Origin of the sequence: Stenotrophomonas sp. ZAC14D1_NAIMI4_1, assembly GCF_003086775.1 — a bacterium.
Lineage (GTDB): Bacteria > Pseudomonadota > Gammaproteobacteria > Xanthomonadales > Xanthomonadaceae > Stenotrophomonas.
The window spans coordinates 2,952,877-2,966,982 of sequence record NZ_CP026001.1; the positions used below are offsets into that span (position 1 = coordinate 2,952,877).

9 protein-coding genes are annotated in these 14,106 nt (G+C 67.7%); 5 read left to right on the plus strand and 4 right to left on the minus strand.

Annotated features, from left to right (window positions below; all coding sequences use genetic code 11):
• Positions 1-36 precede the first annotated feature (36 nt).
• From C1927_RS13660 to C1927_RS13675, 4 genes are all read left to right on the plus strand, one after another.
• Positions 37-2,868: a 2-oxoglutarate dehydrogenase E1 component gene (locus C1927_RS13660; RefSeq protein ID WP_108746992.1), complete on the plus strand. Its 2,832-nt coding sequence runs from the start codon at positions 37-39 to the stop codon at positions 2,866-2,868.
• 40 nt (positions 2,869-2,908) lie between these two features.
• Positions 2,909-4,111 (plus strand): dihydrolipoyllysine-residue succinyltransferase, encoded by a 1,203-nt coding sequence (gene sucB / locus C1927_RS13665; protein ID WP_108746993.1) that lies wholly within the window; start codon positions 2,909-2,911, stop codon positions 4,109-4,111.
• Between the two features lie 63 nt (positions 4,112-4,174).
• On the plus strand, positions 4,175-5,611 hold the full coding sequence (gene lpdA, locus C1927_RS13670; RefSeq protein ID WP_079222428.1) for a dihydrolipoyl dehydrogenase: 1,437 nt from the start codon (positions 4,175-4,177) through the stop codon (positions 5,609-5,611).
• A 159-nt stretch (positions 5,612-5,770) separates the two neighbouring features.
• Positions 5,771-6,199, plus strand: coding sequence for a hypothetical protein (locus C1927_RS13675; protein WP_108746994.1), 429 nt, complete (start codon positions 5,771-5,773; stop codon positions 6,197-6,199).
• Here C1927_RS13675 and C1927_RS13680 read toward each other — a convergent pair.
• Positions 6,191-7,087, minus strand: coding sequence for a LysR family transcriptional regulator (locus tag C1927_RS13680; RefSeq protein ID WP_254051483.1), 897 nt, complete (start codon positions 7,085-7,087; stop codon positions 6,191-6,193). The genes C1927_RS13675 and C1927_RS13680 overlap by 9 nt on opposite strands.
• A gap of 125 nt (positions 7,088-7,212) precedes the next feature.
• Between C1927_RS13680 and gstA the strand changes: the two genes are divergently transcribed.
• On the plus strand, positions 7,213-7,815 hold the full coding sequence (gstA, locus tag C1927_RS13685; protein WP_108746996.1) for a glutathione transferase GstA: 603 nt from the start codon (positions 7,213-7,215) through the stop codon (positions 7,813-7,815).
• Between the two features lie 61 nt (positions 7,816-7,876).
• On the opposite strand, the gene C1927_RS13690 is transcribed toward gstA, so the two are convergent.
• The 3 genes from C1927_RS13690 to C1927_RS13700 form a co-directional block, all read right to left on the minus strand.
• Positions 7,877-8,137 (minus strand): hypothetical protein, encoded by a 261-nt coding sequence (locus C1927_RS13690; protein WP_108746997.1) that lies wholly within the window; start codon positions 8,135-8,137, stop codon positions 7,877-7,879.
• Positions 8,134-8,346: a hypothetical protein gene (locus tag C1927_RS13695; RefSeq protein ID WP_079222433.1), complete on the minus strand. Its 213-nt coding sequence runs from the start codon at positions 8,344-8,346 to the stop codon at positions 8,134-8,136. The genes C1927_RS13690 and C1927_RS13695 overlap by 4 nt, the downstream gene beginning before the upstream one ends.
• A gap of 167 nt (positions 8,347-8,513) precedes the next feature.
• Positions 8,514-14,066, minus strand: coding sequence for a putative Ig domain-containing protein (locus tag C1927_RS13700; protein ID WP_159095362.1), 5,553 nt, complete (start codon positions 14,064-14,066; stop codon positions 8,514-8,516).
• Positions 14,067-14,106: the final 40 nt, after the last annotated feature.

Sequence of the window (14,106 nt, forward strand, 5' to 3'; positions counted from 1 at the left end):
AGCCATACCCCACAAAGCGAATCAGCACCCTCCATCGTGGACAATCAACTGAAGCAGTTTGCGCAATCTTCGCAACTCGCCGGCGGCAACGCCTCCTATGTCGAGGACCTGTACGAGCAGTACCTGGTCTCCCCGGATAGTGTCGATCCCAAATGGAAAACCTACTTCGACGGCTTCAAGGGCCGTGAAGCAGGCGACATTCCGCACTCGGCCGTCATCTCCCACATCGCGGACGCGGCCAAGGATGCGCTGAAAGCCGGCACCGGCACGGGTGCAGGCGACGAGCGTGAGCGCAATGTCGGTCGTCTGATCACTGCCTACCGCTCGCGCGGCCACCTCGATGCGCGCCTGGACCCGCTGGGCCTGACCACGCCGGTCAACACCCCGGACCTGGGCCTGCCGTTCCACAGCCTGTCCGACGGCGATCTCAACAGTGAGTTCAGCACCGGCGGCGTCGGCGGCCAGCCGCGCATGAAGCTGCGTGACCTGCTGGCACGCCTGAAGGCGACCTACACCGGCTCGATCGGTGCAGAGTTCATGCACATCGCCGAAGTCGAGCAGCGCCAGTGGATCTACAAGAAGCTGGAACTGGCCGGTGGCAACTACCAGCTGGACGCTGACACCCAGCGCCGCACGCTGGAGCGCCTGACCGCCGCCGAAGGCCTCGAGCGCTACCTGCACACCAAGTACGTCGGCCAGAAGCGCTTCTCGCTGGAAGGCGGCGACTCGCTGATCCCGATGATGGACACCATCATCCGCAGCGCCGGCAAGGATGGCGTCAAGGACGTGGTCGTCGGCATGGCCCACCGCGGCCGCCTGAACGTGCTCGTCAACACCCTCGGCAAGAACCCGCGCAAGCTGTTCGACGAGTTCGAAGGCAAGTTCGAGCACGACGAGCACGCCTCGGCCGGCGACGTGAAGTACCACATGGGCTTCTCGGCCGACGTGGCCACCGACGGTGGCCCGGTGCACCTGGCGCTGGCGTTCAACCCGTCGCACCTGGAAATCGCCGACCCGGTGGTTGCCGGTTCCGTGCGTTCGCGCCAGGAGCGCCGCAAGGACACCGCCCGCAAGCAGGTCATGCCGATCCTCATCCACGGCGACGCGGCCTTCTCCGGCCAGGGCGTGGTCATGGAGCTGTTCCAGATGTCGCAGGCCCGCGGCTTCGCCGTCGGCGGCACCGTGCACATCGTGGTCAACAACCAGGTCGGCTTCACCACCTCCAACCCGCTGGATACGCGCTCCACGCGCTATGCCACCGACGTGGCGAAGATGATCGCCGCACCGGTGCTGCACGTGAACGGCGATGATCCGGAAGCAGTCGTGTTCGCCGCGCAGCTGGCCTTCGAGTTCCGCCAGAAGTTCGCCAAGGACGTGGTCATCGACCTGATGTGCTACCGCCGTTGGGGCCACAACGAGGCCGACGAACCGGCGATCACCCAGCCGCTGATGTACCAGGTGATCCGCAAGCACCCGACCACCCGCGAGCTGTACGCCGAGCAGCTGGAAAAGGCAGGCGTGATCGCCGCCGGCGCCGGCAAGGCGATGGTCGATGCGTACCGCGACAAGCTGGACGGTGGCGAAGTGACCACCGAACTGGCCAAGGTCGAGAAGACCCCGCCGACCAGCCCGCTGTTCGTCGATTGGCCGAAGCTGCTGGAAGGCAAGCTGTCCGATGAGATCTCCACCAAGGTGGACAAGGACAAGCTGGTCGAGCTGGCCAAGCTGATCAATACCGTGCCGGAAGAAGTGCAGCTGCACTCGCGCGTGTCGAAGGTCTACGACGACCGCCGCAAGATGGCCGCCGGCGAGATCCCGGGCGACTGGGGCTTTGCCGAGAACCTGGCCTACGCCACCCTGCTGGACGAGGGCAATGCCCTGCGCCTGGTCGGCCAGGACGTCGGCCGCGGCACCTTCACCCACCGCCACGCGATCCTGCACGACCAGAAGACCGACAACTACTACCTGCCGCTGCGGCAGCTGGTGGATTCGCCGGAGAAGGCCACCATCATCGATTCGCTGCTGAGCGAAGAAGCCGTGATGGCCTACGAGTACGGTTTCTCGACCACCGATCCCAACACCCTGTGCATCTGGGAAGGCCAGTTCGGCGACTTCGCCAACGGCGCCCAGGTGGTGATCGACCAGTTCATCGCCGCCGGCGAAGCCAAGTGGGGGCGTATTTCCGGCCTGACCCTGCTGCTGCCGCACGGTTATGAAGGCCAAGGCCCGGAACACAGCTCGGCGCGCCTGGAGCGCTTCCTGCAGCTGTGCGCGCTGGAAAACATGCTGGTCGTGGTTCCGTCCACCCCGGCACAGGCCTTCCACATGCTGCGCCGCCAGCAGCACCTGACCACCCGCAAGCCGCTGGTGGTGATGTCGCCCAAGTCGCTGCTGCGCCACAAGCTGGCCGTGTCGACCCTGGACGAGCTGGCCAACGGCGAGTTCCAGCACCTGATCGGCGATGCCAATGCCGATGCCAAGAAGGTCAAGCGCGTGGTGCTGTGCTCGGGCAAGGTCTACTACGACCTGCTGGAAGACCAGACCAAGCGTGGCCAGGACGACGTGGCGATCATCCGCGTGGAACAGCTGTACCCGTTCCCGCGTGCGCTGCTGGCCGCCGAACTGAAGAAGTACGGCAAGGCCACCGACGTGGTGTGGACGCAGGAAGAACCGCAGAACCAGGGTGCGTGGTACCAGATCCGCCACCACCTGCAGTTCTGCCTGGCCGAAGGCCAGAACCTGCACTACGCCGGTCGCGCACGTTCGGCTTCGCCGGCTGCCGGTCACATGGCTGACCACGTCCGCGAACAGCAGCAGCTGGTCGCCGATGCACTGGTCAACCCGTTCAACGACACGTTCGCTGAATAACCCTCCCCCTATTTAGAAGACAAACCAGGAAGCTCCCGCAATGGCCACCGAAGTCAAAGCCCCGGTACTGCCCGAATCCGTCGCCGACGGCACCATCGCCACCTGGCACAAGAAGGTGGGCGACGCCGTCAAGCGCGACGAAAACCTGCTTGACCTGGAAACCGACAAGGTCGTCCTGGAAGTGCCGTCGCCGGTCGATGGCGTGATCAAGGAGATCAAGTTCAAGGAAGGCGACACCGTGACCTCCAGCCAGGTCGTGGCGATCATCGAAGAAGGCGCCGTGGCTGCTGCCCCGGCTCCGGCCGCTGAAGCCGCTCCGGCTGCCGCCGCTGCCCCGGCCGCTGCTGCCCCGGCCGCTGCCGCCGCTCCGGCCCCGGCTGCCAAGTCGGCTGCCGACACCCTGCCGCCGGGTGCCCGCTTCACCGCCATCACCGAAGGCGTGAACCCGGCTGACGTCGACGGCACCGGCCGTCGCGGCGCCGTGACCAAGGAAGACATCGTCAACTTCGCCCGCAACGGCGGCGCCGGCAAGGCCGGTGGCGCACGTCCGGAAGAACGCGTGCCGATGACCCGCATCCGCAAGCGCATCGCCGAACGCCTGATGGAGTCGAAGAACTCCACCGCCATGCTGACCACCTTCAACGAAGTCGACCTGTCCAAGGTGTCGGCCGCGCGCAAGGACCTGCAGGACGAGTTCGTCAAGGCACACGGCATCAAGCTGGGCTTCATGAGCTTCTTCGTGAAGGCCGCTGCCAACGCCCTGCAGCGCTTCCCGCTGGTCAACGCCTCGATCGACGGCGACGACATCATCTACCACGGCTATTCGGACATCTCGATCGCCGTGTCCACCGAGAAGGGCCTGGTCACCCCGGTCCTGCGCAACGTCGAGCGCATGTCGTTCGCCGACATCGAAAAGACCATCGCCGACTACGCCAAGAAGGCGCGTGACGGCAAGCTGGGCCTGGACGAACTGCAGGGCGGCACCTTCACCGTGACCAACGGCGGCACCTTTGGTTCGCTGCTGTCGACCCCGATCATCAACCCGCCGCAGAGCGCCATCCTGGGCATGCACGCCATCAAGGAGCGTCCGATCGCCCAGAACGGCCAGGTCGTGATCGCGCCGATGATGTACCTGGCCCTGTCCTACGACCATCGCATCATCGATGGCAAGGACTCGGTGCAGTTCCTGGTGGACATCAAGAACCAGCTGGAAAACCCGGGCCGCATGCTGTTCGGCCTGTAAGAGACCTCCCGCCCCTCCGCGCCCGCGCGGAGGGGTTCTGGTAATGCATCAAGGAATAATTCAATGGCTGAACAATTCGACGTCGTCGTCATCGGTGCAGGCCCGGCCGGTTACCACGCTGCCATCCGCGCGGCACAGCTGGGCCTGAAGACCGCCTGCATCGACGCAGCGCTGGGCAAGGACGGCAAGCCGGCACTGGGCGGCACCTGCCTGCGCGTGGGCTGCATCCCGTCCAAGGCGCTGCTGGATTCCTCGCGCCAGTTCTGGAACATGGGCCACATCTTTGGCGACCACGGCATCAGCTTCAAGGATGCCAAGATCGACGTCGAAGCGATGGTTGGCCGCAAGGACAAGATCGTCAAGCAGTTCACTGGCGGCATCGCCATGCTGTTCAAGGCCAACAAGGTCGCCACCTACTACGGTTTCGGTGAACTGCAGCCGGGCAACGTGGTCAAGGTGAAGCAGCACGACGGTTCGGAAGTCGAGCTGAAGGGCACCAACGTCATCATCGCCGCCGGTTCGGATTCGATCGAACTGCCGTTCGCCAAGTTCGACGGCGACGTCATCGTCGACAACGTCGGCGGCCTGGACTTCACCGAAGTGCCGAACCGCCTGGCCGTGATCGGCGCCGGCGTCATCGGCCTGGAACTGGGCAGCGTGTGGAAGCGCCTGGGCGCTGAAGTCACCATCCTGGAAGCACTGCCGGAGTTCCTGGCCGTGGCCGACGCCGAAGTGGCCAAGACCGCTGCCAAGGAATTCAAGAAGCAGGGCCTGGACATCCGCCTCGGTGCCAAGGTCTCCAAGACCGAGATCACCGGCAAGGGCAAGAAGAAGGAAGTCGTTGTCACCTACACCGACAGCGAAGGCGAGAAGACCCTGACCGTGGACAAGCTGCTGGTGGCCGTCGGCCGTCGCGCCGCCACCAAGGGCCTGCTGGCCGAAGGCACCGGCGTGAAGGTCAACGAGCGTGGCCAGATCGAAGTCGACGCGCACTGCCACACCGGCGTCAACGGCGTCTGGGCAGTGGGTGACTGCGTGCGCGGCCCGATGCTGGCGCACAAGGGCTTCGAGGAAGGCATCGCGGTTGCCGAACTGATCGCCGGCCTGCCGGGCCACGTCAACTTCGACACCATCCCGTGGGTCATCTACACCGAGCCGGAACTGGCCTGGGTCGGCAAGACCGAAGCGCAGCTGAAGGCCGAAGGCATTCCGTACAAGGCCGGCAGCTTCCCGTTCGCCGCCAACGGTCGCGCCGTGGCGATGATCGAGCCGGCAGGCTTCGTGAAGATCCTGGCCCATGCCGAAACCGATCGCATCCTCGGCATGCACCTGGTCGGCGCCAACGTCTCCGAGCTGGTGCACGAAGGCGTGCTGACCATGGAGTTCAGCGGCTCGGCCGATGACCTGGCCCGCATCTGCCACGCCCACCCGTCGCTGTCGGAAGTGATCCACGACGCGGCGATGGCGGTCAGCAAGCGCGCCATCCACAAGGCGAACTGATCTGCATCACGGTAGGTGCCGACCGTTGGTCGGCACTCGCCTGCAAACCAAAAACCCCGCTTCGGCGGGGTTTTTCGTTGCCTGCAGCAGCGCCGCGTGTCTTGACCCTGCAATGCTGCGGTTCAATGATCGGGGCATCTGACCAAGGAAGGAAAGTCCATGCGCTCGACTCCCCTCGCCCGCACGTCGCGCGCCGCTGCGGTGATGTTGATGGCAACCCTGGTTCCGCTGCTGGCCTGCGCAGCCGAACCGCTGGAAGGCGACTACCGCAGGGCCTCGGTGCAACCGGTTGAAGTAAGCCCGCTAGGCACCAACCAGATCAGGATCCGCTACAGCATGCCGGGCGAAACCCTGTTCCACTCACCTGGCGTCGATTACCGCTCCGCCGACGGCACCCTGCAGATCGCCATCCGCCGCTGCGGCATCAAGGACAGCGGCTGCACTGTCACGGCCAAGGCCACCTCGCCCAAGGGCGATCCGTGGCGGCCCGAAGTCGTGCTGCCCTACCGCGGCGAGAAGATCATGATGATGTACAGCGATGGCCAGCAGCAGGTCGTCCCTGCACCGCCGGCAGCGGGTTCACGCTGACCCGGACTCACTGGCGGCAGCCGCCGCGCCCAGTACCTGCATGAAGACCTGCGTTGCCCGCGATGCGGGCGCCGCCGGGGAACAGACCAGGCCGAACACGCGGCGGATGCCCGGGGTGATGGGCAGCACCCGCAGCCCCTGACGATCCAACGGCAGCGTCGACTCGGGCACCAGCGAAACGCCCAGTCCCTCGCGCACCAGCACGCAGGCGCTGGCCCAGTCGCGCACCGTTATCCGCACGTCGGTCAGTTGCAGGCCTGCGTCCTCCATCAGCCGCTGGCCATTCACCGTGCACCCGCCTGTGGCAAGGATGAAGGGCTCGGCAACCAGTTCATCCAGCGCGATTCCGCGCTCGGTGGCGCGCCGCCCCAGCGGATGCGCCTGCGCGAGTACCGCCACCCACGCATCGCTCCCCAGGGCCAACGGCAATCGCGCGGGTGCAGGGTTCAGCACCACGCCCACCTCGACCGCACCCGAAGCCAGCCACTGTTCGACCTCCTCGTCGGTGCCCTCCACCACCACCACTTCGATGCCCGGGTGGCGGCGCTGGAAGTCGCGCAGCAGTGCCGGCAGCACGGTCGAAACGATCGAGGGGAACGTTGCCAGGCGGATGCGCGCACCGCTCAGCCCCTGGCTGTCGTCGGCCAGCGCGCGGATGGCCTGCAGGCCGTCCAGCATGCGCCGCGCGTGATCGATCACCTGCTGGCCCAGCGCCGTGACGTCGACCTGGCGGCGCTCGCGGACGAACACCGGAAAGCCGAGTGCGGCCTCCAGCTGGCCGATGGCTTGGCTGGCCCCGGACTGGGTGATGCCGACGCGGTCAGCCGCGCGCGAGATCGTGCCCTCGTCGGCCACAGCCACCAGCAACCGCCAATGCGCGAGATTCATCATGTGTTGCAGTAGCTCAACTTATGGCAATGAAGTCGAACATTAATTTTACCACCGCTCCCCGGCTGGGCAGACTGCCCTGGATCGGCAGGCCGCTGCCATTTCCCTGCCACCGGAGGCTCCCCTTGAAGCTGTACTACGCACCCTGGACCTGCTCGCTCTCGCCCCATATCGTGCTGCGCGAACTCGGCCTTCCCTTCGAACTGGTGAAGGTCGACAACGCGACCAAGCGCACCAGCGATGGCCGCGACTTCCGCACCATCAGCCGCACGGGTTATGTCGCAGCACTTGAACTGGATGACGGGCAGGTGCTGAGTGAAGGCCCGGCCATCGTCCAGTACCTGGCCGATCTGCGGCCGGACAGCGGCCTGGCGCCGCCGCCTGCAAGCTGGCAGCGCGTGCGCCTGCAGGAATGGCTGAACTTCGTGACCAGCGAGATCCACGCCGGCTCGGCGCCGCTGTTCAATGCGGCGCTGCCGGACGAGGCCAAGGCCATCTTCCGGCAGAAGCTGTTCAAGCGCTTCGACCTGTTGCAGGAGACACTGGCGACACAGGACTACCTGATGGGCGCCGCCTTCAGCGTGGTCGACGCCTATCTGTTCACCGTGCTCGGCTGGTGCCGCTTCTTTGCGATCGATCTTGCAACGTGGCCGGCGCTGGAGGCCTACGTGCGCCGGATCAATGCGCGCCCGGCGGTGCAGGCGGCGCTGCGCGCCGAGGCGGCCTGATGCAGCGCCGAGCCCATGCTCGGCTGGCCGATACAAAAAGCAGCCGAGCGCAGGCTCGGCTCTACCCCTGCCGGGCGGGCGCCTCGGGCTTTGGCGCATCCTCACACACGCGGTGCTCGACCACGGTGTCCCTCACCTTCCATTGCTTCACGACCCGACAGCGCTCCTTGGCTTCGGGCGCTTTCGCAGACCTGGACCCGGCCGCATCCGCCTCATCGGCAGCGGCCGTCTGCTGGCGCTCCAACCACGCCGAGGACGGTGCCGGCGACTGCGCCAGTGCCGGGCCGGCCAGCGCTGCCAGGGCAACCAGCAGCACCTTCATGCCGCCACCGCACGGCCGCCCAGCACGCGGGCCGGCAGCATGAACAGCGCACGCAGGAAGGCGAACAACGCCGAGAAGGTGATGCCGACCAGGCGGAACGGCAGGCTCAGCAGCCAGACGAACGGCCAGGCAATCAGCGCCAGCAGCGCCAACGGCCAGCACAGCACGAACAGCAGGCACCACACGCCCAGCGCGAACAAGGTCTTCATGACGGTCTCCTTGGGCGGCACCCTGCCGCCTGTGACCACCGTGCCGCGCGCCCGCGGCCGCCGCAAACGGATTGCGACGAAACCGGGCTGGGGGCGATGAAACCCGGTGCAGCGGCGGTCGCCGGGCATGGCCCGGTGCCGCCGCTGGCATTATCGCGCTGGCGGCCTCAGCGGCTGCCGTTGCTCAGGCGCAGGCCGACGCTGCTGGAACGATCACTGCCCCGGGCCTGTTCATGGCCCAGCAGCAGCGACAGGATCCAGCCGCGCGCGATGGACATGTCGACGCCGGTAGACAGCGACAGCAGATCTTCGTTGTAGCTGCGCATCGCCAGGCGGTAGTCCTGCGGACGCGCCCACTCAGCGTAGTTCAACGTTGCTTCGCCCCGGTCCTGCAGCGCCTGCCGGTACTCGATGCTCCAGAACGGGCGCATGCGCGCCTCAGCCGATTCGACCGCGCTGCCTTCCAGGCCGAATGCCAGCGCGCGGCTGTCAACGACGTGGCGGCCATAGGCCAGATCCAGTTCGCCCAGGCCGTGCTCGCGGTAGGCATCCAGCGTGCTGCGGCTGCCGTCCAGCCGTGCGTAGCCACTCATGCGCATGCCCGACAACACCTGCTCATAGCCCAGCGCCAGCGAACCGAACCACTGCGAACCCTCGCGACGGGCCACCGCCATCGCGCCGGCATCGCGGCTCCAGCGCTGCAGGTCGAAGCGCAGGTTGCCGGTGGCCAGCACCGCATCGACGAACACGTGCGCGTTGCCGCGCCACAGGCCATACAACGCCAGCGACCGCTGGTCGGCCTGCAGGCGCGTGCGGGCATCATCCTGCTCGCTGTCGTTGCGGCCGATGCTGCCGGCCACGCCCCACAGTGCGCTGTCACCGAGGCGACGATCCACGCCCACGGTCAGGCCGTCGCTGCGCAGGTCATACCGCCCTGCCCCGGTCGGGCCACCCCGGCCGTAGGTGGCCGTGCCGGACACCCAGGTGCCCCAGCCGGCGGGCAGCAGCGGACGCTCGCTCTCCATGGCCTGGCCCAGCGGCAGCGACGCCGCCTCCGGGCCTCGCGCGCCGGTCGACACCGACAGCGTGTTGCTGTCGGCATTGCCGCCCGCACGTACCTGCCGCAGGCGCTCGCGGATGTTGGCCTGCTGCGCGTTGGCGAAGCGCACGCTCGCATCCACCTGCGCCTGCAGCAGCCCGGTCACGCCCGGGTCACGGGTCGGGTCCGGGCGCATGTTCACCACCAGCACCAGCTCGGCACTGGCCGCGGCATAGCTGCCCGCAGCGGCCTGCTTGGCGGTGATCACCGCACGACCTTCGCCGTGCACATGCACAGTGCGGCCCTCGACACTGGCCACTGCGGTGTCGCTGCTATGGAAGCTGAAGGCACCCGGGCTGGCGCTGGTCGGCAGCGGCAGTTCGAAACTGCCCTGTTCCAGCAGGCGCTGCAGGTCGGCACTCCACGCCAGCACCGGCACGGCCAGCGCGATATCGACCACGTGTTGTTGCTGCGCGGCCGCTTCATGGTTGGCATCGCCGTCCTGGTCTACGGTCAGCACGCAGCGCCCTGCCGCCAGCATGGCGACGCGCGTGCCGCTGACACTGCAGACCGCGGGGCTGCTGCTGCCGAAACGCAGCGGCTGACCCGACGCACCACCCCGTGCGGAGACCTCGAAGCTGCCGCCCTCGCTGTAGACCGGCGTTGCCGGGTCCACGCTGAAGCCGGTGATAGCCTGCGCGGCCTGCGCGATCTTCAGCTGGTAGCGCGCCACGCCGGTGAAGCCGTAGGTGTCGCTGACTTCCACGTCGAAATCGAACACGCCGGCCACGGTGGCCACGCCCTGCACCTGGCCGTCGCTGGACAGCAGCACGCCGGGCGGCAGCGCACCCGACATCAGGCGGAACGCATAGGGCGCGGTACCGCCACGTGCCTGCAGGCGCAGGCTGACCGGGCCAGCCTGGGTTGCCGCGGGCAGCGGGGCTTCGACTTCCCCGATCTGCGGAGCCGCCACGTTCAGCACGAATACGCGGCGCGCACGGAACGGACCGCCGCCGGAGCTGCTGTCGGTCACCTCGACCTCGATCTCGAAACGCCCTGCGGCCACCGGCGTACCTGCCAGGTGTCCGCTGCGATCCAGGCGGAGGCCCGTCGGCAGACTGCCGCCAACAATGGCGTAGGTGTAAGGCGCCGCGCCGCCGCTGCTGGACAGCTGCGCGTCGAGCGCCGTGCCAGCCTCGCCCAACGGCAACGCAGCCGACTGCAGGACCACGGTCGGCGTACCCACGGTAATCGTGATCGTGGCCGGTGCCGACGTGCGGAAGGCATCGCTGACGGTGTAGCTGATGCTGTCGTTGCCGGCATAGCCTGCGGCCGGCGTGTAGCGCAGCGTCGTGCCCTGCACGTCAACCTGTCCATGCTGCGGGCCCACGGTCAGCTGCACCTGCTCGGCCACACCGCCCACCGACAGCGGCAGCACGACGGCTGCGGCACCGTAAGGCACGACGATGCTGGAATCGGCCACGGCCAGGTCCGGCAACGGCACCACCGCTGCCGAGGCGGCCGACACCACGCCGCTGCCGTATTCGCTGCGTGCGACCACCACGAAACGATAGGCGCTGCCGTTGGCCAGGCCACGCACGGTGATCGGCGAGGTCGTACCGGTTGCGCTGATGCCGCCCGGCTGCGCGGTCACGGTGTAATCGACGATGGCGCCACTGCCGGCCGACGCTGCATCGAAATGCACCTGCACCTGCCCATCACCGGCCACGCCGCGCACATTGGCGACGGCCGACGGCAGGTCGGCGCCGACGCGTACACCGGTGGTCGCCCCGACGTTGGCCAGCGCAGTGCGTGCCTCGGTGCCCTGTGCATTGCGCAGGCTGCCGGCAGCAGCCTGCACCGATTCCACCTCGACGCCATCCTCGTCGCGGTCATCGGCCTGCAGCGTGTACTGGAAGCGCAGCACACTGCCCTGCACCTCCGTCTCCACCGCCGAGAGCGTGGCCAGCCGACGCTGGCTGCCGATGCGCAGCAGCAGCTGCGGCGCAGCGCCCACCTGCAGGCCCTGGTCGAACTGCACCGCAAAGGACAGCACCTGTCCGGCGAGGTAGCGGCCGACGGACGGCACCTGCACGCCGGTCACCGCCGGTGCGCCCTGCACGGTGAGCGGATCGGACGGCAACGATGCCGCACCGGCTCCCGCCGCATTGAAGGCGGTCACCACGAAGCGATGCGCGATGCCAGTGGGCAGCCCGTCGATACGCAGCGGACTGCCGTTGCCACGCACGCTCTGTCCACCTGGCAGCGCCTGCAGCAGATAGCTGTCGACCGCACTGCCGCCTTCGAACGCCGGCGCCTGGAAGCTCACGTCCACACTGCCCGCAGCGAGTACGACCGCAGTGATGCGGGGCGCGCCCGGCACCACCGCCAGCACCGCGAACGAACGGCTGACGCGGGTAGCGGCATGGGTCGCGGCGTCACCCGGCTGATCGGCGTCGATGCTGCAGGTACCGGCCGCAAGCAGGGTCACCCGGCCATCGGCAGCGACGCTGCAGACCCGGGGTGTGCTGCTGGACAGCGACACCGCCAGGCCACTGCTGGCACTGGCCAGCACCTGTGGCGTGCTGCCGAAAGCCTGGGCATCCAGGGGTGCGAACTGGATCTGCTGCTGCGCCATCGGCACCACGTCGTCCGATGCCATGGACGCCGCGCCCAGCCCGGCTGCGGTACGCGCGGTCACCGTAAAGCGATACGCAGTGCCATTGCGCAGGCCGGTGAACACTGCCGGAGAAGCGGCCGCCTGCAACTGCAGGCCATCGGGCTGCGCGGTCACCACGTAATCCAGCACCGGGCTGCCGCCATCCTGCGCGGGCGCTGCGAACTGCAACGTCACCACGCCATCGCCTGCAACCACGCCGGTGATGGACGGCGCGGCAGCCGGCTGCGCGCCCACCAGGATGCCGCCGGTAGCGCCCACGCCTGCCAGCGCCAGCACAGCATCGATGCCATCGGCATTGCGGATGCTGCCACCGGCCAGCTGCAGGCCGTCGATGCCGATGCCGTCCTCGTCCAACTGGCCCGGCAACACGGTGTAGCTGAAAGCCAGCAGATTGCTGCCCGAGCCAGCGCGATAGGTCGCGGCTACGCGCTGCCCGCCGATCGACAGCAGCAGCTCGGGCACGCCCTGCACGATTGCTGGCTGATCCAGGACCAGCAGGAAATCGAGGCTGGCACCGGCGAGGTAGCGGCCGTCGGCCGGTACCTGCAGGCCGGTCACGCGCGGCACGGTCGGCATCGTCACAGGATCGGACTCGGCGGAGAAGGTGCCGGGCCCTGTCGCGGTGCGCGCACGCACGGCGAAGGTATAGGTCGTGCCTGCATGCAGGCGGCTCATGCGTACCGGGCTGGAGGCACCGCTGACCACAGCAGCACCCGGGCGTGCTGCCACCTCGTAAGAGAGGATGGCACTGCCACCGTCGCTGGCGGGTACATCGAAGTACACGTCCACGCTGCTTGCGCCGATCCGTTCGACGCGACGCAGGGTCGGCGCCGACGCGCGGGCAGCCACCACGTTGAAGCTGCGCTCCACCGGCTGCGCCGCGCGCGTGCCCGCGTTGCCGGGCTGCAGCGCGCGCACCGTGCACGTACCGAGCGCGGACAGCCGCAGGTTGCCTGCACGTTCCAGCACGCAGACCAGTGGATTCAGGCTCTCGTACTCGACGGCCAGGCCGCTGCTCGCGGTGGCCTCCAGTGCCAGCAGCGAACCCAAGGGCTGGTCGCCGGGCGCATTGAACTGGATCGTCTGCCCGGTCATCGGCGTGACCGCCGCGCTTGCCTGCGACGGCTGGCTGGCCTGACTGCCGTTGTTGGCGATCACCTGGAACTGCACGGGCATGCCGTTGGCAAGGCCGGTCACCGTGATCGGCGACTGCGTGCCGAGCATCCATTCGCCCGTGGACGCCATCACGGCGTACTGGACAATGGGCGCGCCGCCGGTCTGCGTCGGTGCGGTGAAGCTGACCACGGCCTGGCCATCGCCGGCGACGGCCACGACCTGGCCGGGGGCATCGGGCGCGATGGCCGCGATGTTGACCGACAGCGGCTGGTGCGCGCTGGCGGCCGCGGCATCGGTGACCTCCACGCTGACGCTGAACGTGCCCGCGACCTGCGGCGTGCCATTCAGGCGCCCCGTCGGCTCAAGCACCAGCCCGGCGGGCAAGGTGCCACTGTTGATGCCGAAGTTGTAAGGCAGGGTGCCGCCGCTGGCGGCCAGGTTGAAATCCACCGCCGTGCCGACGGTGAACTGCTGCGTCGCCGGCGGCGCCAGCTGCAGCGGTTGTGCGGCAGCGGAAATGCAGCGGATCTCGACCGGGCTGATGTACCTTCCGGTCTTGATGCTCATGAACAGGCCGTTGGCCACCAGGAAGCTGCTGTCGACCGTTCCGCTGTGCGCTCCGGCAGACCCGGTGTTGCTGCGGTAGTCGTAGCCTCCCGGGCCAAAACTCAAACTGCGGAAAATGATGGCGTCGGCCGACGTCGGCGGTTTGCCGATGTTCTCGCCGCTGTCTCTGAAACTGATTGTCAGCGACTCCCCTGGCAGGAAGGCACCCTGTGCGAACGACCGGATCTCGTTGGTCGTGGCACCTATCAGGTTGATGGCCTCGCACGCCGCCGACGCCGCCTGCGCAACGCCCGTACCTGCCAGCAGCTGCAACAACACCACGCACATCCAGGCGACGCCGCGCCTCAACCCACTCTTC

What these genes read in the sequence shown, in the direction of transcription:
- C1927_RS13680 (WP_254051483.1), bottom strand. Translation starts at nt 7,087, where the DNA reads ATGAATCTCGCGCATTGGCGGTTGCTGGTGGCTGTGGCCGACGAGGGC.
- C1927_RS13695 (WP_079222433.1), bottom strand. Translation starts at nt 8,346, where the DNA reads ATGAAGACCTTGTTCGCGCTGGGCGTGTGGTGCCTGCTGTTCGTGCTG.
- lpdA (WP_079222428.1), top strand. Translation starts at nt 4,175, where the DNA reads ATGGCTGAACAATTCGACGTCGTCGTCATCGGTGCAGGCCCGGCCGGT.
- sucB (WP_108746993.1), top strand. Translation starts at nt 2,909, where the DNA reads ATGGCCACCGAAGTCAAAGCCCCGGTACTGCCCGAATCCGTCGCCGAC.
- C1927_RS13690 (WP_108746997.1), bottom strand. Translation starts at nt 8,137, where the DNA reads ATGAAGGTGCTGCTGGTTGCCCTGGCAGCGCTGGCCGGCCCGGCACTG.
- C1927_RS13675 (WP_108746994.1), top strand. Translation starts at nt 5,771, where the DNA reads ATGCGCTCGACTCCCCTCGCCCGCACGTCGCGCGCCGCTGCGGTGATG.